The 26,284-nt window shown below is 55.8% G+C and carries 18 protein-coding genes; 12 read left to right on the top strand and 6 right to left on the bottom strand.

The features are described from left to right. Positions 1 to 49 precede the first annotated feature (49 nt). The gene (locus tag KB449_RS18975; RefSeq protein WP_282909874.1) at positions 50 to 1,219 is read left to right on the top strand and encodes an MFS transporter; all 1,170 of its coding nucleotides are present in this window, start codon (positions 50 to 52) and stop codon (positions 1,217 to 1,219) included. 27 nt (positions 1,220 to 1,246) lie between these two features. On the opposite strand, the gene KB449_RS18970 is transcribed toward KB449_RS18975, so the two are convergent. Continuing rightward, on the bottom strand, positions 1,247 to 2,092 hold the full coding sequence (locus KB449_RS18970; RefSeq protein WP_282909873.1) for an AraC family transcriptional regulator: 846 nt from the start codon (positions 2,090 to 2,092) through the stop codon (positions 1,247 to 1,249). Positions 2,093 to 2,242: 150 nt separating this feature from the next. On the opposite strand from KB449_RS18970, the gene KB449_RS18965 reads away from it, so the two are divergent. After that, positions 2,243 to 3,736: an alpha-L-fucosidase gene (locus KB449_RS18965; RefSeq protein ID WP_282909872.1), complete on the top strand. Its 1,494-nt coding sequence runs from the start codon at positions 2,243 to 2,245 to the stop codon at positions 3,734 to 3,736. Positions 3,737 to 3,819: 83 nt separating this feature from the next. Here KB449_RS18965 and KB449_RS18960 read toward each other — a convergent pair whose 3' ends face one another. Together KB449_RS18960 and KB449_RS18955 are read right to left on the bottom strand one after the other, a co-directional pair. Continuing rightward, on the bottom strand, positions 3,820 to 4,566 hold the full coding sequence (locus KB449_RS18960; RefSeq protein ID WP_282909871.1) for a YqcI/YcgG family protein: 747 nt from the start codon (positions 4,564 to 4,566) through the stop codon (positions 3,820 to 3,822). 104 nt (positions 4,567 to 4,670) lie between these two features. Then, positions 4,671 to 5,654, bottom strand: a complete 984-nt coding sequence (locus KB449_RS18955) for an aldo/keto reductase (RefSeq protein WP_282909870.1) — start codon at positions 5,652 to 5,654, stop codon at positions 4,671 to 4,673. Between the two features lie 202 nt (positions 5,655 to 5,856). On the opposite strand from KB449_RS18955, the gene KB449_RS18950 reads away from it, so the two are divergent. Both KB449_RS18950 and dgoD read left to right on the top strand, forming a co-directional pair. Beyond that, positions 5,857 to 6,537, top strand: coding sequence for a FadR/GntR family transcriptional regulator (locus KB449_RS18950; protein WP_282909869.1), 681 nt, complete (start codon positions 5,857 to 5,859; stop codon positions 6,535 to 6,537). Further along, positions 6,534 to 7,682: a galactonate dehydratase gene (gene dgoD, locus KB449_RS18945; RefSeq protein ID WP_282909868.1), complete on the top strand. Its 1,149-nt coding sequence runs from the start codon at positions 6,534 to 6,536 to the stop codon at positions 7,680 to 7,682. The genes KB449_RS18950 and dgoD overlap by 4 nt, the downstream gene beginning before the upstream one ends. Positions 7,683 to 7,739: 57 nt before the next feature. On the opposite strand, the gene KB449_RS18940 is transcribed toward dgoD, so the two are convergent. After that, complete coding sequence (locus tag KB449_RS18940) at positions 7,740 to 8,243, bottom strand: SGNH/GDSL hydrolase family protein (protein WP_282909867.1); 504 nt, start codon at positions 8,241 to 8,243, stop codon at positions 7,740 to 7,742. A gap of 535 nt (positions 8,244 to 8,778) precedes the next feature. On the opposite strand from KB449_RS18940, the gene KB449_RS18935 reads away from it, so the two are divergent. The 7 genes from KB449_RS18935 to KB449_RS36530 all read left to right on the top strand — a co-directional run bounded on the left by KB449_RS18935 (position 8,779) and on the right by KB449_RS36530 (position 21,570). Then, a complete protein-coding gene (locus KB449_RS18935; RefSeq protein ID WP_282909866.1) occupies positions 8,779 to 11,412 on the top strand; it encodes a glucosidase family protein in 2,634 nt (877 codons plus the stop codon). Positions 11,413 to 11,553: 141 nt separating this feature from the next. Further along, complete coding sequence (locus KB449_RS18930) at positions 11,554 to 13,260, top strand: sensor histidine kinase (protein WP_282909865.1); 1,707 nt, start codon at positions 11,554 to 11,556, stop codon at positions 13,258 to 13,260. Between the two features lie 11 nt (positions 13,261 to 13,271). Continuing rightward, on the top strand, positions 13,272 to 14,894 hold the full coding sequence (locus tag KB449_RS18925) for a response regulator (protein ID WP_282909864.1): 1,623 nt from the start codon (positions 13,272 to 13,274) through the stop codon (positions 14,892 to 14,894). A 201-nt stretch (positions 14,895 to 15,095) separates the two neighbouring features. Continuing rightward, complete coding sequence (locus KB449_RS18920) at positions 15,096 to 16,001, top strand: ABC transporter permease (protein ID WP_282909863.1); 906 nt, start codon at positions 15,096 to 15,098, stop codon at positions 15,999 to 16,001. Positions 16,002 to 16,017: 16 nt separating this feature from the next. Then, positions 16,018 to 16,899, top strand: a complete 882-nt coding sequence (locus tag KB449_RS18915; protein ID WP_282909862.1) for a carbohydrate ABC transporter permease — start codon at positions 16,018 to 16,020, stop codon at positions 16,897 to 16,899. A 64-nt stretch (positions 16,900 to 16,963) separates the two neighbouring features. Further along, complete coding sequence (locus tag KB449_RS18910) at positions 16,964 to 18,691, top strand: type 2 periplasmic-binding domain-containing protein (protein WP_282909861.1); 1,728 nt, start codon at positions 16,964 to 16,966, stop codon at positions 18,689 to 18,691. A 326-nt stretch (positions 18,692 to 19,017) separates the two neighbouring features. Then, the gene (locus tag KB449_RS36530; protein ID WP_282909860.1) at positions 19,018 to 21,570 is read left to right on the top strand and encodes a discoidin domain-containing protein; all 2,553 of its coding nucleotides are present in this window, start codon (positions 19,018 to 19,020) and stop codon (positions 21,568 to 21,570) included. Between the two features lie 77 nt (positions 21,571 to 21,647). On the opposite strand, the gene KB449_RS18900 is transcribed toward KB449_RS36530, so the two are convergent. Continuing rightward, positions 21,648 to 22,556, bottom strand: a complete 909-nt coding sequence (locus tag KB449_RS18900; protein WP_282909859.1) for an AraC family transcriptional regulator — start codon at positions 22,554 to 22,556, stop codon at positions 21,648 to 21,650. A 78-nt stretch (positions 22,557 to 22,634) separates the two neighbouring features. On the opposite strand from KB449_RS18900, the gene KB449_RS18895 reads away from it, so the two are divergent. Continuing rightward, positions 22,635 to 24,926, top strand: a complete 2,292-nt coding sequence (locus KB449_RS18895; RefSeq protein WP_282909858.1) for a family 78 glycoside hydrolase catalytic domain — start codon at positions 22,635 to 22,637, stop codon at positions 24,924 to 24,926. Between the two features lie 404 nt (positions 24,927 to 25,330). On the opposite strand, the gene KB449_RS18890 is transcribed toward KB449_RS18895, so the two are convergent. Then, positions 25,331 to 26,236, bottom strand: coding sequence for an AraC family transcriptional regulator (locus KB449_RS18890; protein WP_282909857.1), 906 nt, complete (start codon positions 26,234 to 26,236; stop codon positions 25,331 to 25,333). Between the last annotated feature and the right edge of the window lie 48 nt (positions 26,237 to 26,284).

The raw sequence follows: 26,284 nt of genomic DNA, 5'->3' as shown, positions 1-26,284 counted from the left end.
GGCTTATGCTAGAAACAACTTTTTTAACCTGCCGCAAAGGAAGCGACTTATGACAGCATCGGTTCGACTCTCCTATTTCTATCTGTTTTATTTCTTCATTTATATGGGCAACGCGGTATACGGCACATTTATCCCGCTCTACTTCCGCGATGCGGGTTTTGACGCCTCGCAGATCGGCATCCTGCTTGGCATCGGCCCGCTGGTTGCCATATTTGCGCAGCCGGTATGGGGAACGCTCAGCGACCGGGCCAAAACCAAAAATCATATATTGCTGCTGCTGATCGCCGGGAGCGGAGGCGCCATGCTGCTGTATCCTTTATCCGACGGGTTCGGCTATTTGCTAGGCATGATCAGCATTTTCACATTTTTTCAGGCCTCGATCTTCGCCCTCAGCGACGCGATCACGCTTGAAGAGTTGGACCGTCGTCGCTGGGCGGGCGGCTTCGGCCGGATTCGGCTGGCGGGCACGCTCGGATTCGCGCTCATGTCGATCGTGTTCGGCTTGATTGCCGAGAAGCGGGTAGACCTGATGTTTGCGGTCTACGCGATGGTCATGGCCGTGTCTTTTGCGTTCGTCCTCCGCTTTCCATCGGTCGCAGGCCATCAGAAGCAGGGACGTCGCATCCGAATTTGGATCTTGTTTCGCAATCGCAAGCTCGTCTTTTATTTGGCGGTCAATTTCGTTCTTCATATCACGTTGGGCTACTACTATACGTTTTTTCCTTTATATTTTCAGGAATTGGGCGGCAGCAACGCCTGGCTCGGCTGGTCGATGGTCCTGTCGTCGCTGAGCGAGATGCCGTTCCTGCTGCTGGCGGGGAAAATATTTCAGCGGGTGCGCATCCACTACATCTTGTTCGGCGCAGGCATCGCGGCGGCGCTGCGGTGGTACTTGTTCTCAGCCATCCATGATCCCTATTGGACGATTCCGGTGCAGGTGCTGCACGGCTTGATCTTTATCGTATTATCCGTCACGATGGCTACCGTGATCAACCGGGAAGTGCCGGATGAACTCAAAGCGAGCGGGCAGACGCTAAATGCGCTGCTTTGTCTGGGCATCGCCCGCTTGATCGGGAGCTACGCGGGCGGAGAAGCGAGCGAGATCTGGGGAATGCGCAACGTGTTCTTGTACAATGCTGTGCTCGCGATCGGATGCATTGTCGTGTTCGCGGTTTTGTTCCGCAGGATGGAGCGCCGCTCGATGAAGCAATCGACGTAAACCTCTCGCGCGGCGCGCTCTCCAATCTCAAACGAGCTTACGCCCTGCGAGCATCTTATAATGCGTCGGGGACAGACCGGTCGTCGACTTGAACAGCTTGGACAAATAGGAGGTATCGGGAATGCCCGTCCGCGCGCCGATCTCGGATAGCGTGAGATCGGTAGAGGTGAGCAGCCGCTTTACGCTGTCGATTCGTTTGCGGTTGATATATTGGATCGGCGTCGTGCCGAGGTGCTTTTTGAACAGTCGAATAAAGGAATTGGGATGCATATGCGTCAAATCCGCCAGCTCCTGCACTGTCATGTTCCGCTGAAAATGATCGTCGATGTAGGTCAGCACGGCGCGGAGGAGATCGGAGGTTTCGGCGTGCGCGAGCTGGATGTCGACCGGAACGGATCGGTCGAGAAAGTATCCGATGAGCCGGAGCATACAGGCATTCACATGCAGCGACGAGGACAGCGTATCGGCCCGGTGGAGCCGGAGCATCTCTTTGAAGAGATCGGCAGGCAGGCCGTCCTCTTCTTGCACGTCGATCATCCAGGGGAGACGAATCAGGTCGAACAAGTTGATCGTTCCGATCTTCGCCGTAAAATGGCACCAGTATTTCGTGTATGGCTTGTCGTTAATGGCCGAGTACGATTGCCGGACGCCTTCAGGCATGAGGGCCAGCTGGCCCGGCTTCGGATAGAGCTCCCGGTCGCCGATCTTAAGCCACCCTTCTCCGTCCGTAATCAAGTAAAACTTGTTATAGTCCGGCGTATAATCGATGTCGCGCCAATCGGACCAGACCGGATTAAACCCTAACGCGGTCACGTTGACCTGCAAATTGGAAAGGTACATCTGCAGAAGTCGCTTGCGGGAGCGTTCGTTCATCATTTTTTTCACCTGCAAGGATGGTTAGTTTTATACAAGCAATGGTTAGGTTTGTATCTTCTTCAGCATAGCATACCGGTGCTACCATGGGTCTGTCCCCTTTGAAACGGGACTGTCTCCATATGAATCGGACAACCGGAGGTGCTTTTGTTGAAAGCTGATTTTAAAAACGGACCGTTCCAACCGACCTTTGATTCGTTAAGAACGTTTGAGTGCCCGGCATGGTTCAGGGATGCGAAGCTTGGCATCTGGTCCCATTGGGGACCGCAGTCCGTCCCGATGTTCGGCGACTGGTACGCCCGTAATATGTATATCGAAAATACGGACCAATATCGCCACCACGCCCGCGTGTACGGACATCCGTCCGAATTCGGCTACAAGGACATCGTTCAGCGCTGGAAGGCCGAAAGGTTCGATCCGGACGCCTTAATGGAGCTGTATGCGGCAGCGGGCGCCAAGTACTTCGTCGCGCAGGCCATGCACCATGACAACTTCTTTAATTACGACTCCAAGCTGCATCGGTGGAATGCGGCGCAGATGGGACCGAAGAAGGACATCGTAGCTCTGTGGAGAGCGGCGGCTTTAAAGAAAGGCTTGCCTTTCGGTCTGACCGAGCATATGGGGGCGACCTTCAGCTGGTTTGTGCCGAACAAAGGCGGCGATAAAGCGGGCCTGTATGCCAACGTTCCGTATGACGGCAACGACCCGGCTTACGAAGATTTGTACTTGCCCAACCGGGAGCACTACGGCCCGAACAAAGACATGCACGACCTTGAGCCCTGGTATACGACGAACGAAGGCTGGCACCGGCATTGGCTGGCGGTTATGAAAGAGCTGATCGATCGATATGAGCCGGACCTGCTCTACTCCGACGGCGCCCTGCCCTTCGGCAGAATCGAGGAGAGCGCGACGGAGTCGGACGAGGCGGCCGTGTTCGAAGCCGGGCTGGAGGCGGTCGCCTACTTGTACAACAAGAGCGCAAGCCTGCACGGAGGGGTCAACCAGGCGGTATACAATCAGAAGGATCGGCGGCAGAGCGTCTATTCCATCGGCATTTTGGATATCGAGCGCAGCCAGGAGAGCGACATCAAGCCCGAGCCCTGGCAGACGGACACCTGCGTCGGCGGTTGGTTCTATGACGTGCGCGCGGTTTATAAGACGCCGGCGCATGTCATTGAAATTTTGGTGGACATCATCTCCAAAAACGGCAATCTGCTGCTCAACATTCCGCAGAAGCCGGACGGCACGCTGGACGACGAGTGCACTTATCTGCTGCGGGAAATGGCCGCTTGGAGAAGCATCAACGAGGAGGCCGTCTATGGAACGCGCCCGTTTCGCGTATTCGGCGAGGGGCCTTCAAGCGTCGTGATCGACCACTTCAAGGAAGATGCCGTCGATTGGACGCCGGCGGATTTCCGGTTTACGCGGCGCGGCAACATGCTCTATGCCTTCCAGATGCGCTGGCCGGCAGACGGAATCGCGATGATACGCACGCTGACGGAAGCGGATCGGGTCAAGTCGGTCAAGCTGCTCGGCGCCGGCGAAGTCCCGTTTGAACAGCCTGACGGAGCGTTGATCGTGCGCCTGCCCGAACGGCGGCCGACGCCGTACGTCCATGCGCTTGCCGTCGAGCTCGAGGATTAGGGAGAGACAGTCGGCACGGACGGCCGACCGATCGATTGATCGTTGCAGATCCCCGTTCACGCGGACAGGAGCGGCTAACGTTTTTATTCCGCATGCTCTTTCTTTAATTCGCGGTGAAAAGGACAGCCCGTCAACGCTGTGTCGTCGTCCCGCAGAAAGTATTGCTTGTACTCGAGATTCCCCTGCGAGCCGTAAGGCTTCAGTTCGGGATGCGCCGGCGCTTCGTCGTAGGCGGCCAAGCGGGCGCGGATAAGGGGAGCCGTAGCGGCCGCGCGTGCGGGATGCGCGTGCCAGCGATCCAATACCCAGCGAGGCGTCAAGGCGAGCATAAAAAACGGGAAGTGGCGGCTCTGGCGGGAGCGATGCGCCGGCGTCGCGCAGTATACGAAGTACCGTTCGTTGTCGAAGCAATACTCCCATATCGGCTGTCCGGTGTCCTCGGGAATGTCCGCAGGCCATGCCGCTTGGTCCATGCGGCTCGCTTCGCTTAACAAGTCCCAAAATTTCGCCTCGTAGGCCAGAACATCCTTTTCGTCCGGCTCCCGGTCAAAAAATACGATCAAAGACGAATAATCGCCGAACCGGCGCGACGCTTTGCCGTATTCGGCGACGAGCTCGCCCAGCTCCCCGGCTGCGGATGGATGCCAGGGTCTCGCGACGAACCCGTATCGCAGGTGACCCAGCGCGAAAGCTTGCGTAGCCGGAATGCAAGGGAAGCGGGCTTTCCGGTCGGACATCTTGGCCGCAAATGCACGAAACGCCTCTTTTTTCCACGCTTCCGGCGCGGGCTCGGCGTTTTCGATATCGGCAGGCTGCAGCAAAAGCGACATGGCGCATCCTCCTTTTGCTACAGCATATTGCCTGGGCTCGATAAGGTGACAACAGCCGCGAAAATGAAAACGCCGCGCCTCCTGCGAAGGGGGCGCGGCTTGATTTATCCGGAAAATTGGCAGTTATCGAGCAGGGCAAGCTCCTCATCGCCGAGCATCAAATCTCCTGCGCCGAGGCTGTCCGCGAGCTGCGATTCGTCAGTCGCACCAACGACGGCAAAGGCGGGGAAAGAGCGCGAGACGATATAGGAGAGGGCGACCTGCGAGATCGATACGCCTCGATCCGAGGCGATAAGCCTCGCTTGCTCGAACCGGCGCTTATTCGCCGGAAGACCGTACAAGGGCGGCGCCTCATAAGCGTTCCCCGCATGGTCGGCGGCTTCCATCTTGGCGAACAAGCCCTTGGCCAGCGACGAGTAGGCGAAGAGCGGCAGGCTCGTCTCCGCATGATAACGGTACATCCCCTCGTCCAGCACGACGACGGTCGGATCCTCGATATGCGCCGAATCCAGGCTTGCGAGGCTCCACCATGCCTGATTGGCGGCGAACATCGGCAAGCCTTGCTCCGCCGCCAGGCGATTCGCCTCCGCGATCCGGTCCGTCTCCCAATTGGAGCAGCCGAAGCTCCTGATGATGCCGTCCTCGACCAGCCTGCCGAGCGAGCCGAGCAGCTCGGCGACCGGGATCGACCGGTCGTCGCGATGCAGCCAGTACAGGTCGATCGCGTCGACCTGCAGCCGGCGCAAACTGCCTTCGGCGTCGGCTCTGATGTCGGCCGCCTGAAGCCTGGAGACGCTCATCGATCCCAGATCCGGATGACCGCCCTTGGTCGTCACGATCATGCGGCTTCTGTTGCCGCGCGACTTCATCCATTTACCGATCACGAGCTCGCTCGCGTTCGCCTTGCCCGGCACCCAGCTGCCGTAAACTTCGGCCGTATCGACCATGTTGCCTCCGGCATCCGCATAGAGATCCAGCAGCCGCATGGACTGCCGCTCGTCCAGCCGCGTCCCGAGCGGAACGCCGCCCATGACGATGACCGAGCAGGGTTGATCGATGCCGATTATCGTACGTTTGCGCATGCTCATCCTTTTACGAGCCTCCTATTTTCGCCATTTGGCAGGAACTTCATCTTGCGATCAACTTGATTATAGCCGCTGCCGGGATCAAATTGAACAAAGTAGATTTCTGCCTGCCGCAAATGCAAGGATTGACAAATCGAAAATAAAGATATTATCTTAGTCGATATAAGATCATATCAATTAGCAAAATGCTGTACGGGAGACGCTGATGAAGAAGCTGGCTCATGAAGAAGTAATCGAGCAAATACAGGAACAAATCCGCGCCGGAGCGTGGAAGCCCGGCGAACGCCTGCCGACGATGCAGGAATTGGCGTCGCTGTACGGACTCAGTCTGACTGCAGTAAGGGAAGCACTGCGTCTGCTCGAGAGCCGGAGCGTCGTCAGTATCGAGCATGGCAGAGGCATTTTCGTCCGCAACGATCCGAGTCTTCTCGAAGATCCGATGGCTCCGATCAAAGGAATGGAGACGCGTTCGCTGCTTGAGCTGCTGGAGGCGCGCCTTGCGATCGAGCCGGAGCTGGCGGCTTATTGCGCCATGCGGGCGTCTGCGGCCCAGGCCAAGTCGATCCGTGATTTGTCGGATCTGATGGAAGCGCAGATGGAGCGAGGCGAGGCGCATTTTCAGACGGATGTCCGCTATCATCAGGAGATCGCTGAAGGCGCAGGCAACCCGCTGCTTGCCCAAATGCTGTCCGTCGTGGCGGATTTGTCGGCGCAAGGAAGGAGGGAGACGGATAAGCTGCCGTATATGCGGGAGAAGGCTGCCGGTTATCATCGATTGATCGCCATCGCGATCCGCGAGCGGGAGGCGGAGCAAGCAAGAACGCTCATGAAGTCTCATATTCAAGATATGATCAATGCCATTCAAGCGAAGGGAAGCGGATCATGAAAATTACGGGTATGGAATTGTTTGTCGTGCCGCCAAGATGGCTGTTCCTGAAGATCGATACGGATGAAGGGATAACGGGCTGGGGAGAGCCGATCGTGGAAGGCAGAGCGCGCGCGGTGCGAGCCGCGGTCGAAGAGTTGAGCGGGTACCTGATCGGCAAGGATCCGCTCGCGATCGAGGATCATTGGCAGGCGATGTACAGGGGCGGCTTCTATCGCGGCGGTCCCGTGTTGATGAGCGCCATCGCGGGAATCGATCAAGCGCTGTGGGATATTAAGGGGAAATACCACCAAGCCCCAATCTATCAGCTGATGGGCGGAGCCTGCCGCCAGAAGATCAAGGTATATTCCTGGATCGGCGGGGATCGCCCCTCCGATGTGGGGGAAGCCGCGCTGCGCGCGCAGTCCGAAGGCTTCACCGCCGTCAAGATGAACGCGACGGAGGAATTGCAATATATCGATTCGTACGAAAAGATCGACGAAGTGCTGAAGAGAGTGGCTGCGGTCCGCGGAGCTGTCGGTCCGTATTTGGGCATCGGCATCGATTTCCACGGCCGCGTTCACAAGCCGATGGCGAAGATTCTGGCCAAGGAACTGGAAGTATTCCGTCCGATGTTCCTCGAGGAGCCCGTGCTCCCGGAGAACAACGAGGCGCTTCGGGAGATCGCGTCCGCTACGAATATCCCGATCGCGACCGGCGAGCGGATGTTCTCGCGGTGGGACTTCAAAAGGCTGCTCGCGGACGGATACGCCGATATCATTCAACCGGACGTGTCGCATGCAGGCGGCATCACCGAGTGCAAAAAAATCGCGAGCATGGCGGAAGCTTACGACGTAGCGCTTGCGTTGCACTGTCCGCTCGGACCGATCGCGCTGGCTGCTTGCCTGCAAGTGGACGCGACTTGCCATAATGCGGTTATACAAGAGCAGAGCCTGGGGATTCACTACAACGAAGGCAATGACCTGCTCGACTACATCGTCGATCCGTCCGTCTTCAATTACGTGGATGGCTTCGTCACGATCCCGGACGGTCCTGGACTCGGTATCGAGATCGATGAGGCGCACGTGCGGAAGATGGCCCATATCGGACACGACTGGAAAAATCCGATATGGCGCCATCAAGACGGCAGCGTAGCGGAGTGGTAAAGAAATGATCGCCGGGCAAGTGTTTATCGAATTGCGAGTGGTCGCTGTCACAGCGAACTACATAAGCAAATCAATGGCTTGCCCAAGCTTGCAGGCGATGAACTCGTTGACGAACGGGCTGGGATGTATGGGATCGTCGAACAGCAGCTCGTAATCCAACAATCCCTGGTGTACGCAGTCCGCGAAGTACTTGGCAAAATCGATCAAGCCGAAACCGCTTGTACGGGAGAAAGCTCTCAAAGTCTCGTAATAATCCTCGTATCCGATCGCGGCCGACGGCGCGCCTTCGAATGCGATACGCTTGTCGCCGGGCGTCGTCAGCAGCAGAAGGTCCGTTCTGTCTTCTCCGTCAGCATTGAAATGCCTTCTCAGCTTCCCGGTCAAGGTGAGTAGGTTATCCCAAAAAACCGCCAGAGGCGTCTGGCGAAGGTACTCGTTCACGATCGGCGCCTGAATAACGACAAAGGTCGGGGTAAACGGTACGTAATGAAGCAGCTGATCGACATGAGGCTGAGAATCGTCGTTGAAGCTTGGCGTTCCGTCCCCCAGCCACTGGCCCACCGTATGACCGCCCATCGAAAATTGCGAACATCGTTGCCATCGAAAAACACGCCTCTTATACCGATGGCCGGGCAAGCCAATGTCGAGTCGCAGGCATCGAACGGCACCGCGTCCTCATGCGCTCCCGCATACGCGAACCGCAATCTTCCTCGCTGCTTTTGCCCGAAATCGACGCAGTAGACCACCTCCGTATATGCTCCGGGCCGGTAGGTATCCAGCACGATGCATTCGCCCGATGCGACGACCGCCTCTTGGGCGTTGACAGACAGATGTGTGCCGTCGGCTATCCGCGTAAACAATCAACTTTTTTGAATGGCTAGTTCTGGCAAACGACTTCCCCCAAGTAAAAAAAGTCCAAAAGAAAACGTAAGCATTGTACAATCGTATTTTCTCGCCCCAGGCTATAGTAGAATTATGTCTGTTAGCGCTTTCACTTAGGGTTCGATTATCTTTCATATTTGATTTAAATAAATCGACCTATCGAACGATCGAAGATTAACCGAAATGGCGATTGCGACATAAAGGGGCGGAATAAATGAAAGCAAAAATCGCGGTTGAGTGGAAGATTGGACCGATCGAGGGGGCCGTGACGACTACGGCGGGCTCGCTCGCTACGACAATCGTGCGGGGGAACGGCAAGTCCGAGGGGGATCGTTTCTCGACGGACGGTAATCCGGTACGGCTGGAAGTGACCGTAGAAACGGAGGAACCTAATCGTCTGCCTGCGATCCTGGTGAAGATCGATACGCAGCAGCACCCGTTCAGCTTTTTCCTGAGCGACGTGAACAAGGGCTATCCGATCTACATCCCCGCTTACGGCGTCGCCGTCACGCAAGCCGAAGACGATCGGACCTACGAGCAAATCGAGCTCGACATCAAGGCGAAGAATCTGATCACCAACCTGCAGCGGATCGAGGAGGAACCGGAAGAAAGCTACGAAAACGCCGCCGCGCATACGCGGAAGCTCGCTTCGCAGACATGGCTCGGGTTGTCGCGCGACGTTCGGATTTTTGGCGTCGGATTTCGCGGCGTCGGCGGGGAGGAGCGGCTGTGGGATTGGGTGCAGCCGAGATTCCACGGCTTCGAGGCGAAGCTATCCGAGAACGAAGACAAGCCCGTCTGTTACAGGTACATGCTCGGCCGAGGCGTCGGCTGCGTGGAAGGAATCGCCCGCAGGCTCGAGGACGGAACGCTGCCCATTCTGCACGCATCGATCTCGGACAACGACGTCGTTTACGATACGGTATCGTTCGTCTCTTACGAAAGCAGCCCGCTAAATGCCGATACGTTAAGCGGCACGCACTATCTGGCCGCCGACGGCTTCGGCCACTTCCATATGCTGACGGAAGAACAGACGGCGTTGCGGGAACAGATTCTTCCGCAGGAGCTGAACCGGGACGAGGAGACGGTGCTCTACTTCCGGGCGGTCGCCACGAACAACGCCAAAGTGCCCAGATACGCATGGTTCAAAAACGTCGTGCCCAACGCTTTTGTCCTGAACGACGACAAGCAATACGAATTTGATGGCGATAACGGGTTCGCCCGCTATTCGGAGGATCGTGTCTTCTGCGTATCCAAGTTGGGCGGACAACCGCTTCGTATGGAAGAGATGGCCGTTCTCCTTCCTCCGGGAGCGTCGGTCGCCTTCGAATTTTTCCTGCCTCACCGTCCGATCTCCAGGGAACGCGCCGAAGGCTTGAGCCGGCAGTCTTTCGAGGAGCGATGGACGGAGTGCCGCGCGTTCTGGCGGGAGAAGCTGTCCCGGGCGGCTTCGATCAAGCTTCCCGAGCCGCGGATCGAAGAGATGGTCAAGGCAGGCTTGCTTCATCTCGATCTCGTCTCTTATGGACTGGAGCCCGGCGGAACGATCGTCCCGACGATCGGCGTGTATACGGCGATCGGCTCGGAGAGCTCGCCGATCATTCAATTCATGGAATCCATGGGCTGGAACGACGTTGCGGAACGGGCGCTGCGGTTTTTCCTGGATAAGCAGCACGACGACGGCCTCATGCAAAATTACGGCGGATATATGCTGGAAACGGGCGCCGCGTTGTGGAGCCTCGGAGAGCATTACCGCTATACGCGGGACGCCGAATGGGTTGTTCGGATCAAGGATCATTTGCTGAAAGCGTTCGATTATCTGGAGAAGTGGAGAGACCGCAATAAAACGGAGGCGCTGCGGGGCAAAGGCTACGGCATGCTGGAAGGGAAGACGGCGGATCCGGAAGATCCGTTCCGTTCCTTTATGTTAAACGGGTATGCGTACATGGGACTAAGCAGATTGGCGGAAATGCTCAGAAACGTAGATCCCGGCGATTCCGCGCGGATCGAAGCCGAGGCGCAAGCTTTTAAAGCGGATATCCGTCAAGCTTTGTTCGCCGCGATGGCGAATTCTCCGGTCGTCCCGCTGGCCGACGGGAGCTGGGTGCCGACCGTCCCGCCATGGGTGGAGCACAGAGGACCGCTCGCCGTGAACGGGGAAGGCGGCAAGTGGCTGACGCACGGGTCGGTCGCCACGCGGGATTCGCTTCTCGGCCCGCTTTACCTCGTTTTTCAAGAGGTCGTTCGTCCGGACGAAGCCGCGGCGGAATTCATGTTGAATTACCATCATGAATTGATGTGTACCAGCAACGTCGCGCTAAGCCAGCCGTACTACAGCATTCATCCGTGGGTACATCTGAAGCGCGGCGAGGTCAAGCCGTTCCTGAAAGCCTATTATAACGGCTTTGCCGGATTGGCGGACCGGGAGACGTATACGTTTTGGGAGCACTTCTGGCACGCCAGCCCGCACAAGACGCACGAAGAGGGCTGGTTTCTCATGCAGACCCGGTGGATGCTGTATATGGAAGACGGGGAAGAGCGGTTGAACCTGCTGCCGGGCATTCCGAGCAAATGGCTGGAGAGCGGCAACGTCATCGAGCTGGACGGCATCGCGACTTATTTCGGATCCGTCTCGCTGCGCGTCGAATCGCATTTGGACCGGAAGGAGATCGTGGCGAAAATCGTTTGCCGTTCGGACAGGAAGCCGAATACGGTCAGCATCCGTCTCCCGCACCCGGAGGGGACGATTCCGGCCAGCGTCATGGGCGGAACTTATGCCGTGGCGCGACAAACCGTCCTGGTCGAGCGATTCGACGGAAAAGCTGAAATTGCACTGCAATTCGACTGACGATGATATAATTAGACAAACCTACAGCGCCATATCGTTCGGGCTTCCGCGTCAGGAGGTTATCTTATTAGAACGAATATCGTTCCACATTTCCAAAAGAGGATGAGATTCCTCTTTTTTGGTTTACGAAATAAATTCATTTTGTTCAATACCGTCATCGGCATCGTATTTATTACCGTTTTAAGCGCGCTATTATCTCATTTTATGGAAAAGTATACGAAGGAAAACATCAATCAGTACGTCACAAGCCTGAACGCGCAGATCAGCAACAGCATCGACCGCTACGTCGACGATATGCAGAAGGTACTAATGATCCTCTCCGAGGATGCCAATCTCCCCGTGATCGCGGACAAGAAGTTCGTCGGAACCTACGAAGGCTACTCGGCTTACAATCATTTTTACGATAACATCCGATCGCTCATTTTTTTCAAAGGGTACAAATCGCTGTCGGTCATTCTCTTCGATAGACAGGAGATCCTGACGACGGATCTAAATGACGGCCAGGATTTTAAGTATATTCGTAACGCCTTGAGTATGAACATGTACCGCGAGATCACTGATTCCGATCAATCGATGGTGCTGCTGCCCGGGTTCTCCCTGCTGCCGGGCAAGGACAACAATACGCTATTCTCGCAAGCCATCAAGCTATGGGACAATCTGCCCGGAGAAAAAGACTTCATGGTGCTGAGCGCCGACAAAAACCTGTTCTCGGATTTTCTCAACGGGGTCAACAACCAGGCCTTCGACGATATTCTGATTACGACGGCCGACGGGAAGGTGATTTTCAGCCTCAATTCCGATGTCTCGACGTATGACGAATTCAGCGGCAAAGACATCGGCCGGCTGGCCGAGTTCGATACGCTCCATTTTAACGGATCAAGCTACTATGCCAACGTTAAAAACTCCGCGACGACAGGCTGGTACGTCGTCTCTTTGATTAACCAAAACAAGATCGACAAGCAAATCAACGATTCGAAAATCATCATCATGCTGACGGGAATCATCGTGATGGTCATCCTGATCCTTGCCGTACATCTCTTCGTGACGAGGAGCACGCGGGATCTCAAGCGGTTGTCCAAGACGATGAAAAACATAGAGAAGTCGAACTACAAAATCCGGAGCGACATTAACCGCAACGACGAGATCGGCGATCTCAGCCAGAGCTTTAATGCAATGGTCAAAAACGTGCTGGAGAACCAGGTGCTCCGCAACGAAGCCGAGATCAAGAGCTTGCAGGACCAGATCAACCCGCATTTTCTGTATAATACGCTCGACGCGATCAGCTCGCTGGCCATCAAACGGGATCATGTCCGAATCAATGAAATGGTGGAAAAGCTGGCCGATTTTTACCGGTACAACATGAACATCGCAAGCCATAACGTCGTGGAGATCGGAACTGAAATCCAGCACGTGAAAAATTATTTGGAAATCATCCAGGTTCGCTACGGCAATCGATTAAGCGTCATCTATGAGATCGACGAAGGCGTGTCGGAATACCTGACGATTCGGTTCACGCTGCAACCCGTCGTCGAGAACGCGATCAAGCACGCATTTAACGAAATGTCCGGGGCCTACTTCATTCGGATCAGCGCTTACGAAACGGAGGATTCGATCGTGCTGGAAGTGTCGGACAACGGAATCGGAATCGAGGAGCCCAAGCTTCGCCAGATCATGCAAAGCATCGACGGAGGAGGTTCCTTGCCGCATGCCGAGCCGCGCGGGGGCGTAGGACTGAAAAACGTGAACATGCGGTTCAAGCTTTTATTCGGCGGCAATTACGGAATAGCGATTGAAAGCGTCAAGGGGAACGGGACAAAAGTCGTCATTACAAGCCGCAAAATGAAATGAGGTGCATCCGGATGAAGGTCATGGTCATAGACGACGAAGAATTGAGCAGAGACAAAATCGTATATTTGCTGAAAGGCAGCTCCGTTTCGTTCGAAAGCGTGTTGACGGCGGGCAACGGCAGGGAAGCGCTGGACTTGATCGAAGGCGGCGAGCTTCCGGACTTGATTCTGACCGATATCCGGATGCCCGTCTTGAACGGGCTGGAATTGATCGAGGCCGTAAAGGAAAGGTGTCCGGACACCCGGTTTATCGTGATCAGCGGTTACGCCGATTTCGATTACGCCGTCAAAGCGATGAAGTACGGCGTTACGGATTACGTACTCAAGCCGGTCAAAGCCCAAGATCTCATTCAAGTGGTAGAGGCGATGCGGGCCGCGATCGAGGCATCCGGACAGGCGAAGGAAGATAACAAGCGGATCGAATCGGTCAGCAGGGAAAATCGTCGCTTGGCCATGGAAAAGGAAATCTATCATCTGTTGACCGAGCGGCGGGAGGACGAAGCCGAGAAGAGGGAAGCGAATCGGGAAATCGCCATTCTGAGACACGACGCCTACGTCGTTGCCTCGGTCAGACTCCATGCCGGCGAACAGCCGGTCGGCGGCGAAGTCTATTTGGAAATGCGCGATCGGTTCGACGCTGAAACGGGAAACGGCTGGATGCTGGAAAATTACTTCGGCATGGATACCTTCATTCTGATATTCGGCGGCGAGGACGAAAATCGGCTAGCCGACATGGCGGCTAAGGAGACGCATGGGCTTCGCGCGTCGTTCCGAGACCGGCACGGCTTGCCGGTTACGATCGGCGTCAGCCGGCCTTGCGGCGATCCGAAGACGGCTTACCGGCAAGCCGCGATGGCGCTGAAGAACCGATTCTGCTTCGGAACGGATCAAATCTTTCAGTATGCCGCGAACGAGGTTCGCAGCAATAACGCTTCGCAATCGCTCGCGCTAAAGTTTAAGCTGGCCGAACAAAGCCTGGAAAATAAAAGCCTCGCGAAAGCGATCGGCCTTCTTCGCCATACCGCGGAGGATGTATTCATCCGCTCGCTAGCCGAATGCCGTGAAGAGATTTCCATCGACTACCTGTTTAACGAGTACGTCAATCTCGTGATAAGATTCTGCTTGAAAAACGATTACGATTTTATCGAGCGGATCGATCCGGACGTTCTTTCGGGGAGAGCGCTGGACGAGCTCGAGGATCGCGGTGCGATCGTGAAAGCGATCGAGACGATGCTTGAACGATTGTTCCGCGCTGCTCCCGGATCGGAGGCAGACGTACTCCGCAATGCCGCTCTCAATTCGTCGGTCATCGATCAAATCATCGCTTACGTGTCCAGAAATATCGAGGATGAATTGACGCTGCAGACAATATCCGATAAATTCGCCATTAACCCTTCGTACCTGTCGCGCGTCTTTAAGGCGGCCACTAATCAGGGCTTCGTTAAATACGTGACCGGGCTCAAGATCGACAAGGCCAAAGAACTGCTGGAGCAGGGAGCGCTGGAGATCGCGGATATCGCCCACGGGCTTGGCTTTTCCGACCAACAGTATTTCAATCGCGTGTTCAAGAAAACGACGGGAACGACCCCGAACGAATGGCGCACGAAGCGTAAAAAAAGTCCAAAAAACGCGTAAGAATCGTGCAAGATCAGCGGTGTAAGGTGAGTTAAAGTAAAGGTATAAGAAGCAAGGCGTAATCGACGAGAGGATGGAGTCCGTTACGAGCGACGCTTTGGAAAGGTCAAAGCTGAGCGCGGAACGGGCGGTCCGGCTCAATTATTAAAGAAAGCGCTTTCATTAAATGAGGATTATTTTATAGCTAAGAAGGTGAAAGGCATGAACAAGCTTTATCAGCAAAAATGGTTGATCGCGTTCGCTTTGCCCGGATTTCTGTTCTTCCTCGTGTTTGCCTATTTGCCGATGTACGGCGTCGTCATTTCTTTTCAGGACTTCGACGTCTTCAAAGGCGTGTTCCGAAGCGACTTCGTCGGATTCGATAATTTTAAGACGTTATTCGATATGCCCGACTTTAACAACGCGCTCAAGAACACCATCCTCATCAGCGCGCTGAAAATGATCCTGCTCTTCCCCGCGACGGTCGTTTTTGCCCTCATGATCAACGAAATCAGCACGGGATGGTTCCGAAAGTTCGTTCAAACGACCTCTTACTTGCCTTATTTCGTCTCTTGGGTCATCGCGGCCGGGATCTGGTACAAGCTTTTGTCCATCGACGGCGGCGTCGTGAACGACCTGCTCGTCTCGCTCGGGATCCTGAAAGAGCCGTTTTACTTTTTGGCCGATAAGGACGCTTTCTACCCGATCATTCTATTTACCGAAGCTTGGAAAAATATGGGCTTTAGCGCGATTATCTTTATCGCTTCCCTGTCCGCGATCGACGTCCAACAGTACGAGGCGGCCAGGGTGGACGGAGCCAGCCGATTCAGGCAAATCTGGCACATCTCGCTGCCGGGCATCAAAAACACGATCGTGCTGATGTTCATTCTGAACGCCTCGAACTTGCTCAAGGCGGGTCAGGACCAACTGTGGACGATGTCGAACGTTACCGTTCAGCAGAAGGCCGAAATTTTGGATACGCTCGTGCTTCGATACTTGAAGGATATGGGGCTCACGGGATATTCGATCGGAACGGCCATGGGCATCTTCCAAGCCTTTATCGGCCTGGTCTTGTTCATCGTCTGTAATTATTTGGCGAAAGCCGCCAAGAGCGATTCCATTATTTGATAGCCGGAGGTTAGGCATGGAGAAGAAACGAAAACTCGACGCGTTCGCCGCGGTCAACGGATTGCTGATGCTCCTCTTCGCGTTCGTCTGTATTTATCCGTTCTACTACGTCTTGATCGTATCCCTTAACGATCCGCTGGATGCGCAGCGAGGGGGGCTCTACCTGTGGGTAAGGTCGTTCTCCTTCGAAAATTATAAAGCGATCTTCAAGACGTCGGAGCTGTTAAACGCTTATCAAATTACGTTGTTCCGCGTCGTTGCCGGGACCGTGCTGCATGTCGTCTTGACCGCGATGTTCGCTTTTGCGTTAACGAAGAAGCACTTCGTCTTCCGAAAATTTCTGACCTGGTGGATGCTGATTCCGATGTATTTCTCCGGCGGCATCATCCCGACTTACGTGGTCATGGACATGCTCGGTCTGGTCAACAACGTGATGGTTTACGTCCTGCCGCATTTGCTCGCCACTTTCCATATCTTGATCCTCCGCAGCTATTTGAACGAGCTTCCGGCCGCCCTGGAAGAATCCGCCGTCATCGACGGAGCGAGCGATTTTTCCCTGTTCTGGCGAATCGTCCTGCCGCTCAGCACGCCAGTGCTGGCGACGGTCGCGCTTTTTATCGGCGTTTTCCATTGGAACGACTGGTTTTCCGGATTCACCTATATGACAAGCGAACACCTCTGGACTGCGCAGAACGTGCTTCTGAAAATCATCCAAACGAACGAAGCATCCAACATCGCGTCCATATCCAAGATGGACTCGGGCTTCAAAGCGACCGTTACGGCAGAGTCCGTCAAAATGGCCATGCTGGTCATCACGACGGTCCCGGTTATCGTCGTCTATCCCTTTCTTCAGAAGTACTTCGTCAAAGGCATGATGCTGGGTTCGGTCAAAGGCTAATCGGACAGGCGGTATGAGTACCTCGCGGTATTTATATATAATGAAATCATAGGGAGAGGTTCGCATGAGGAAGAAAAAGAAGATGATCGTATCGCTGGCCACGCTTGCACTGACGGTATCGAGCGTGCTGGCCGGCTGTGCCAAATCGAACGACGCGGCTCAACAATCGGCGACCGCGGCTTCATCGACCGAACAACAGGCGACCGCTTCGGCGGCGCCTTCGAAGGAAGAGCTTCCTGCGGAGCTTACCGTATCCTCCTTTAACTGGGGATGGCCGACCGTAGACGAAGCCCGGGACAGAATCGGACCCGAGCTCGAGAAGGCGCTGGGCTTCAAGGTCAAGCTCAATGTCCTGAAGGCGGGAAGCTCGGACGAGGCCGACAAGAAGCTTCAATTGTGGGCGGCGACCAAAGCAGCCGATATGCCGGATATCTTGATGACGACAAGCTCCACGCTGGCGGCGCAAACGATCGATTCGCTCGGCAGAAACGGGATCCTGCTCGACTGGAACGATATCCTCGACCGGATGCCGAACTACAAGGCGCAAGTGAGCCAGCTTCTTCCGATCAGCAGGGACGTAGAGTCCGGAAAGCAGTTCCGCGCACCTCAGAATTTCGAGTCCCCGCTCGGAACCAAGCCCGCGACGGCGCCGCTCATCCGTAAGGATTGGCTGGACGAACTCGGCCTTCCGCTGCCCAAGACGACGGATGAATTGCGGGATACGCTGATCGCTTTCCGCGACAAAATCAAGCTTCCCGACGGACAGAAGGTCATTCCTTCGATCGATTTCGGAGAGATGTTCTGGAACAATAAATACATGTTCGATAATCCGGAATACTCCTATGCGGGCTCCGGCAACGTGACGGTCGGCCTGAACGACTGGTTCACGGACAAAAACGACGGCAAGGTCAAGCGGCATGACATGGTGTTCACGGAAAATCTGTACGAATTTGTGGCGTACTACAACTCGCTCTTCAAAGAAGGCTTGATCGACAAGGAAAGCTTGACGATGAAGTACGGTCAATATATCGAGAAAGCGTCCAGCGGCCGGGTGGGCCTGTTCGGAACGTGGGGCACGCATGTCATGACGGTCAACGATAGCCTGGAGAGCGTCGACCCCGACGGGCTGTTCGTAGGCACGACGGTATTCAGCAGCAAGACGAATCCGACGATGAACACGGATTTCGTCCGAAAGGCGATGCTTGGCGTCAACTCTTACTGGATCATAAAGAAGAGCATCAGTGAAGAAAACTTGAATGCATTCATTAAGTACATGGAATACACGATGGGCGAAGAAGGCTGGAAGCTGACGACCTTCGGACAAGAAGGCGTCGATTGGGAATACGACGCGGACCACAAGATCGTCGAGACGAAAGCGGCCGCGGATAAATTCAAAGGCAGCCTCACGGAAAAAATCCCTGAAGGGATTTGGTATTACAGTCCGACGCCGAACTACGAGCTCCAGGCCAAGTACTACGCGCCGACGGCCTACGACAAGCGGGCCGACGTCATCGAGACCTTGAAAAACATGGGGTACGTGCAGGGAGAGCCGGTCTACAGCTACATTACGGATAAAGCGCCATACGTCCTCCCGGGACCGATCGAATTGAAGAAGGGCGCAGGCTATGCGACCCGGTGGAAGGACATGGTCGTAGCCGGCGTGCTGGCCAAATCCGAGGATGAAATCAGAAGCATTATCTCGAAGTGGCAGGAAACGGAAAGAAAACTGGGGTACGACGAGATTTCGGAGGAAAGAACGAACAACTTGAAGACGGTTCCGGATTTGGAATAGTCCGAAGAGAGGCTGTCTCCGAGGGGCTTACCCTTCTGAGCCAGCCCTGTACTTCAGGCAGCAACTCAAGTGCGCCCATGTGCTTCAAATCGAAAGCACTTTCGGCAGGCGGCAACACATATGGGCTCAAGTGCTTCTAATCGGAAGCAATTTGGGCCGGAGCCAACCCATATGCGCGCAAGTGCTTCTAATCGAAAGCACTTTCGGCCCGCGGCAACTCAAGTGCGCCCCACGGCCCCAGGACTGCCCATTCTTTTCTTCGCCAGCGTGAAGCGCAAAGCGAAAATTGATTTTGGAAAGCGTTCTCAACTTAAGGAGGTTCTATCGTGAGAAAAAAGACACCGTTCCTTCTAGGCCTATCGGCAACGTTTTTCGTTTTCTCCGCTTTTTCTTCCGCGCAAGCCGCGATCCCCGATCCGAAGGTCGCTCCGTTTCCCATCGGAATCTTTTGGTCTCCGGGTCCTCAAGACACGACGTTCAATAATTACAAACAGATCAAGGACATGAACGCTACCTACGTGCTCTTAACGAACGGCGTCATCAACCAAACCCTTAACGATGCCGCATTGACGCAGTGCGCCGCGAACGGCTTGAAATGCGTCGTGCAGGAAGAAAGACTGGACTCTTATAAATTTAACGAATTGCAAAACCTGGGCGACGGGGGAGATTTCCTCAACTACGGCCATTCGTTCGGGCAGACGTTCACGACGCCGAATACGCCGGATATCGCGATCGACACCGTGGAGCTGTTCATGGATCAGAATCTGCCGGCGAGCGGTCAGAAGATGACGTTGAAGCTCTACGATTCGCCAAGCAAAACGACCCTGATCGGGAGCTCGTCGATTACCGGGCCGGCGGGTACGATCCATCCCGTCTTCTATTTTTATAAATGGCTTACGCCGAACACGACATATTACATGGAGCTGACCGCCGACGGGCCATCGGCTCAAAGCTACGTGATCTATCATAATTCCGACGCGTATAGCGGAGGAACGGCTTACCGGGACGGCGTTGCCCAGACCGGCCGCGATCTGTGGTTCAACCTTCATTACGCCAGGAGCATGTTCGTCGGAGGGGCGGAGCCGTATGCGGCCGACATCGCCGATATTACGAGCCATTATCGAACGAACGGCGCCTTTCTCGGCTATCACCTTCTCGATGAGCCTTCCGCGGAGAAGATGGTCGGTTTGCAGAGCACGATCGAGAAAATCAGAGCGGCGGATCCGGATCATCTGACGTACGTGAATTTGCTTCCGACCTATGCGGGCAACCTCGGTTTCGGCGGACAGATGGGCGTATTCGTCAGTCCGGCTCAATCCGTCGGCCAGTCTTTTAAAACAAATTCGAAGACGACGGCGATATCGACGATGCAGCTCCATATCGACAAAAATACCTGGGGCACGAACGAGCCTTTGACGCTCAAGCTGTGGAATTCTCCCGCCAAAACGAGCTTGATCGCCCAGCAGACGCTGTCGGGAGCGAGCACGAACGACCCACAGTTTACTTTAAATGCGGCCGTCAGCCCGAATACAAGCTATTACTGGGAGCTGACTCATGGAGGCGGCGGGGACAATTCCGTCGGTGGGGTCGTGAAGTCGGCGAACGGAACGGAATGGGAGAAGGACGGCACGGCTTACGTGGCGGGCAGTCCCTCCGGCGGCGATTTCTGGTTTACGCTTAATCAAAACCTGACCGCTTTTTCCTATGAAGATTACGTCTATCGCTGGGCCAGCAAAAACCCCGATTTCCTGATGTACGATCATTATCCGTTCAGCGCGAGCGGCGGCATCGGCGCCGATTATTATTCGAATATGGAAATCATACGCAGGCAATCGTTGGCGGCATCGATCGACTTTTGGACCTATATTCAAGCCGTGGGCGTGACGGGGATGCTAAGGGCGCCTTCGGAAGCGGAAATGAGGTACCAAGTCTACACCAGCCTCGCCTACGGGGCCAAAGGAATCAATTACTTCACCTACGAGACGCCGTCCGGACAAGGAGAGCCTTTCCATGACGGCATTCTGCTGCCGGACGGGACCAAGAACGCCTCGTATACGTACGCTCAAAATATTAACGCGGAGGTGTTAAAGCTCGGACCCAAGCTATTGTCGCTGACCTCCCGGGCCGTATATCATACCGGATCGCTGCCCGCGGGCACGACCGCGCTGCCATCGAGCTTTTTCCTTCAGCCGTCCAATGCTGCGGATCCGTTGGTGATCGGATACTCGACGGATGCCGACGGACGCGCGTATGTCATGGTGACGAACCGGGATACTGTCAATTCGCGGACCGTCTCGTTCACGCTTTCGCCCAAGCCGAGCGCGGTAACGGAAATCTCCAAAACGACCGGAGCTGAAGTCGCCACGAATTACGACGCGGCTACGGGCGCGATGTCGGCCTCCTTTGCGCCGGGGGAGGGCAGATTGTATGCATTGCCGCTAGCCCCTTCGAACCTGGCGCTTAATGCCGCGGTCACGGTAAGCAGCGAGTATTCGGGATGGCCGAAGATCCGGCTTACGGACGGCAACAGATCGACCAATTTTTCTACGCAGACGGGGATAACGAGCGACCATGCCGAATGGATCGAAATTAATATGGGCACCCCTGTCAAGTTCAACAAGGTCGTCCTTGTCGGCCGTACCGAGCCTTATGGCTATCCGAAAGATTTTAAGATTCAAGTGTGGGACGGCGCCAATTGGCAGGATCGGGTAACGCGGACGAACGAATCCCAGCCTGTCTCGGGGGCAGCGCTTGCCTATACTTGGGGATACGCCGATACGACGAATAAAATCCGAATCTCCGCTTCGGCGCTGCGCCCGGACAATAACGGGCATTACGTTCTTCAGTTGGGAGAAGTCGAAGTTTATTACGAGCCGTGATCAGGGAGCGCGAATAAAGAGAGGAAGAGACGGCGGCCGAAGAGGTCCGCCGTCTTCGCGCCGGAGCTTCGCGTTGTCTAGAAGCCAGCGTCGTCCCCGTCGTTACGGTAGGCGATAGGCGTTTTCCCCGTTTTTTTGCGGAACAGCTCGTGGAAAAACTTCAAATCGCGATACCCCGACCGCGCGGCCACTTCCTTGACGGGCAGCGTCGTTCGGCGCAGCAGGTCGCAGCTTTTGCGGATGCGCAGGTTTTGCACGTACTCGGTGAACGATTGTCCCGTCGCTCGCTTCAGCATGCGCTGCATGTAGCTCGCGCTTACCGGGAGGAGGGCGGCGACTTCGGCCAGCGTAACCGGTTGGTCGATATGGCGCTCTAGGTAGTCGAGCGCGGCGGACAACCGGGAGCTTGTCGCGACGGCAGCGCTTCCGGCCGTCTCCAGGCGATGCAGGCAGACGAGAAGCTCGGTCAGGCGTGCGTAGAGCACGGCTTCGTAGCCGGGCAATTGCGAGCCGTATTCCCGGTAGAGCGCCTCCATGCAAGCTTTCCCCTCTTGATAGAGATCCTTGAACCGACGGTACGGCCGGTCGTCGCCCGACAGCAGCAGCAGCGCCGTCGCAGGCAGCGGGTACGCGCGCGAGAGAATGGCCGGCACGGAAGGGTCGAACAGGCAGTTGTAGACGATCAGCTCGTCCTTCGGCGCTTCCGATGCGGGGCGGTAGACGTGCCTCGTGCCGACGGGAATGATGAACAGATCGCCTTTTTCCACGTAAATCCGTTCGTCCCCGATATAATGGAAGCCCTTGCCCTCGGCCACGAATTGAATTTCCACAAAGTCGTGAATGTGAATCGGCAGCGTGAACCGCTCGCGTTCCCGCGTCACCGCAATAGGAAATTCGGGCTGCCAGAAAATCTTGCCTTCAAGCTTAAACGGCGTAGCGGGCACGCGTACGACTCCTTTCAATCCGGATGCGATTGCCCTATTCATATCATATGCCCCCCTCTACAAGCAACCGATTCTCTCTAGTATGCTAATGAAAAATGAAGCGGAGAGGATGGCGGCATCGTGATTGCAAGCGATAAAGAGCCGGGAACTACAGTGAGGTATCGACCGGATCTGGAGGTCGTATGGGAGGCGGATTGGATATGGAGATCTCGCCGCATCCGAATTAACGATTTCGCTTATTTCCGCAAGGAATTCAAGGTGCGGGGGGCGCTCGTTTCGGCCAAGCTGTTTTACTCCGCGCATCATACGGCAAAAGTCTACGTAAACGGAAAGAAACTGGGCGGGTTTGTCTCTCCTGCGCCGACGAATCCCGAGAAAAGAAAAGCTTATCTAGCCTACGACGTAACGGCGCTGCTCGCGAGCGGCGCGAACTGCCTGACGGCGGACGCCCATTACCTCGGCGGGGGCGGCCAGAACTACTACGACGGGTTGCCGGGCTTCAGGCTGCAGCTTCATTTGACCTATGCTGACGGCACCGAGGAAGTCGTTCGGACCGACGCGACATGGCGCGTTCTGAAGGAGATGCCGCACGAGACGGGGACGCCCTATCAGCAAAATCGCCGGGTATCGGCGATCGAGAAGTTCGACGCGCGCAAGCTGGACCCTGAATGGCGCTTCGCCGGCAACGCGGAAGCGGCGACGCTGAAGGCGAAGATCGCCAGGATCGTTCGGGAACAGTGGCCGATGGCGGTCCAGCGGATTCCGGAAGGCGCGATCGAGGAGGAGATTGTCTGCGCGAAGCTGCCGCAGCCGGCGGGAAGCGATGTAGACGAGGAGCGGCCGCAGGTGTTCGATCCCGGGCGCATTGTTTCGGGCTGGCCGAAGTTTAAGCTCAAGGGAATCGCAGGCGCGACGATCCGGCTCCGGATGTCGGAGGATCTCGACGAGAACGGCCGGGTCAAGCATAACGTGACGAACGAGCATTCGGATCACTATTACGACGAATATACGATGCGCGGAGAGGAGACGGAAACGTGGCAGCCGGACTTTTCCTTCAAGGCGTTCCGTTACGTCGAGGTGACCGGATACCCGGATGAGATCATGCCCGGCGAAGTGACCGTCTGCTGGGCGCATACCGATATGGCGTACGTAGGCAGCTTCTCCTGCTCGGACGAGCATCTGAACGCGCTGTACGCCGCGGCCATCCGGACGCAGAAGAACAACACGCTGGGGCAGACGGTCGATTGTCCGCACCGCGAGCAAGCGCAATATACGGCGGACACGGATTTGCAGGCGGAGACGCTGCTGTACAATTTCGACGCGATCGACATCGTCGACAAGACGCTCTCCGACTTCACGGACGCGCAGCTGGCCGACGGCACGTTCCCGTTCGTCGCGCCGGTCAACTATGAACACAAGGACTTCCATATTCAGATTCCGGAGTGGGATCTGCACTATGCGACGCTGATGTGGAAGCTGTACGAAGCGTCGGGCTATATAGCGGTGCTGGAGAAGCATTTTGAGACGGCGCGCCGCATGACCGACTATTTCGTTGGCATCCGCGACCCTAAGACGGGACTCGTGCCGCTCGACAAAGGCTGGCATATCAGCGACTGGCCGTACCCGACGGTCGAACACGCCGGAGAACATCTGACCGTGCAGCAAATCAAGCTCGTGCTGGCGCTTCGGATCGTGAGCCGTTCGGCGGAATTGCTCGGGCAGAAAAAAGAGGCGGGCGCTTACGCCAACCTGGCGTCCGAGCTGTCGGACCGGATCGTCGGTCAATTGTATGACCCGGAGGCGAAGCGGTTCCGGGACAGCTCGGAATCGTCCGCCACGCACCAGGGCGTGACGGCCATCGCGCTGCTGGCGGATCTCGTGCCGGCGGAAGACCGCGAGGCGGCGATCGATTCCGTGGCGAGCCAGCCCTGGGAATGCCGCACCGTGCTCTCGCTGCCGCTGCTGCGCATGCTGTTCGAGAACGGACGGGAGGCCGAAGCGTTCGCGCTGCTGGACCGGAGGGAGTATCCCGGCTGGGGCTACATGCTGGTTCAAGGGGCGAAAACGATGTGGGAAGGCTGGGAAGATATCGAGAGCCACTCCCATGCGTGGAACGGTTATCCGGCCCGGCTATTGCAAGAGTTCGTTGTCGGCATCCGGTCGGAAGCGCCGGGCTTCACTAAGGCGGTCATCCGCCCGTACTTGCCGGACGGCCTGACATTCGCCGAAGCCGATGTGCGGACGCCGCTCGGCATCGTTCAAGCGGGCTGGTATCGGGAAGAAAACGGAGCCGTCCGCGTGCGTGCCCGGATTCCGGAAGGGATGAGCGCCCGATTGTCTCTTCGGCTCGACGGAAGGACGATCGACCGCGAGCTGAAGCCGGGAGACAACGAATGGTCGACGGACGACTGACGGCGGGATGGAGGCGTTCCCCTTATATATGTAGGCAAACAAGCTCTCGCGAAAGACCGCGAGGGCTTGTTTTTCTTAAAAGATAGGAAAGTATAAATTGGGGCGGCCATTTGCGGAAAGGTTAGCGCGATTTTGGCGTACCGGAGCTTTAGGAATGTTTGGCGGGCAAAAAAACCTGCGTTTATACAGGTATTTTGTGCCGACATGCGACGCTGGATAAAATGCCTGCAAATGCGTAGGTAAATGCAAAGCGCAAGCCGGAAATGGGGCCGATGAAGGAAAATAACTGCGCTTTAGCAGCTATCCTGTTGAAAAGGACCGACATCGGCGGAAAAAGATGTAAATTTGCAGGCATTGCGGGGCATTACGGCGAAAGAAGGACGCGGGCGATAGCGACCGTTCAGTCATTTGTTGTTCAAGTGCGTGCGGTAATAGGCGCTGCGGAATTCCGTCGGCGTCAGACCTTGGAGCCGTTTGAACAGCTTCATGAAGTATTTCTCGTCCTGAAAGCCCAGCGCAAAGGCGATTTCCTTGATGCTCATGGACGATTGGTACAGCATATTTTTGGCTTTGGCGATTTTCAGGCTATGGATATACTCCTGCATGCTCATGCCCATATGTTTTTTAAAAAAGCGAATTAAGTAGTCTTTATTGTATGTGAATTGTTGGGCGACGTCCTGGACCGATATACGCTCGGCGCTGTGAATGCGGATCCACTCGAGAATCTTCATCAGCTTTTTTTCGGCCGGATCGGCCGCTTCGTCCGTCTGTGATTGGCTCTTCAGTTGGGAAAGCGTCTGCTCGGACAGCTCGATGAGCAGCAGCGTAACCAAGTAGTTCAGACTATGTCCGGTGTAATATCCGGATTCCATGGTGTGCAGCAGCTGATGAAACAGAATATTCACGCGCTCGATCTCCCGGGGGGAAGAAAAGACGGGAATGTACACATAATCGGCCAAACGATGGAGATACGGGTTGTTGTCCAACATGATCAGGTCGGCGTACAGTTCTTTTTCCTCGATAACCTCGTAATCATTCTCGCATTGAAAATGGAACCAGTGGAAGGAGCAGTTCTTATCGGACCAATCGTAGCCGCAATGCGGCTGGTTGGGCAGGATCAGCAAGGTTTGCTTGGGCTGCAAAGGGTATTGCTCCTCGCCGAGCTCCAGGTAGACGGTATCGCGCACAACGATGATGAGTTCAAAGCTTGTGATGCTTCGCTTCGTGTGAATCCAGGGCTGGTCGGCGACGAAGCTGCCGGCGGACACGAAGGAGAGCGGGCGGTTGATGTTCAATTTGAGGAATTTCATGTCAGTATTCACCACCTAATGTACGTGAATCATTCCCGCGCGCCATGG

The organism is Cohnella hashimotonis (assembly GCF_030014955.1).
In the GTDB taxonomy this organism is placed as follows: domain Bacteria; phylum Bacillota; class Bacilli; order Paenibacillales; family Paenibacillaceae; genus Cohnella; species Cohnella hashimotonis.
Note: the sequence above shows the minus strand (reverse complement) of the source record. Positions and strands in the feature narration are given on the sequence as shown.

Bases quoted from the DNA above. Each gene is read 5' to 3' on its own strand.
- KB449_RS18975 (WP_282909874.1), top strand. From the start codon at position 50: ATGACAGCATCGGTTCGACTCTCCTATTTCTATCTGTTTTATTTCTTC.
- KB449_RS18970 (WP_282909873.1), bottom strand. From the start codon at position 2,092: ATGAACGAACGCTCCCGCAAGCGACTTCTGCAGATGTACCTTTCCAAT.
- KB449_RS18960 (WP_282909871.1), bottom strand. From the start codon at position 4,566: ATGTCGCTTTTGCTGCAGCCTGCCGATATCGAAAACGCCGAGCCCGCG.
- KB449_RS18955 (WP_282909870.1), bottom strand. From the start codon at position 5,654: ATGAGCATGCGCAAACGTACGATAATCGGCATCGATCAACCCTGCTCG.
- KB449_RS18950 (WP_282909869.1), top strand. From the start codon at position 5,857: ATGAAGAAGCTGGCTCATGAAGAAGTAATCGAGCAAATACAGGAACAA.
- dgoD (WP_282909868.1), top strand. From the start codon at position 6,534: ATGAAAATTACGGGTATGGAATTGTTTGTCGTGCCGCCAAGATGGCTG.
- KB449_RS18935 (WP_282909866.1), top strand. From the start codon at position 8,779: ATGAAAGCAAAAATCGCGGTTGAGTGGAAGATTGGACCGATCGAGGGG.
- KB449_RS18925 (WP_282909864.1), top strand. From the start codon at position 13,272: ATGAAGGTCATGGTCATAGACGACGAAGAATTGAGCAGAGACAAAATC.
- KB449_RS18920 (WP_282909863.1), top strand. From the start codon at position 15,096: ATGAACAAGCTTTATCAGCAAAAATGGTTGATCGCGTTCGCTTTGCCC.
- KB449_RS18915 (WP_282909862.1), top strand. From the start codon at position 16,018: ATGGAGAAGAAACGAAAACTCGACGCGTTCGCCGCGGTCAACGGATTG.
- KB449_RS18910 (WP_282909861.1), top strand. From the start codon at position 16,964: ATGAGGAAGAAAAAGAAGATGATCGTATCGCTGGCCACGCTTGCACTG.
- KB449_RS18900 (WP_282909859.1), bottom strand. From the start codon at position 22,556: ATGAATAGGGCAATCGCATCCGGATTGAAAGGAGTCGTACGCGTGCCC.
- KB449_RS18890 (WP_282909857.1), bottom strand. From the start codon at position 26,236: ATGAAATTCCTCAAATTGAACATCAACCGCCCGCTCTCCTTCGTGTCC.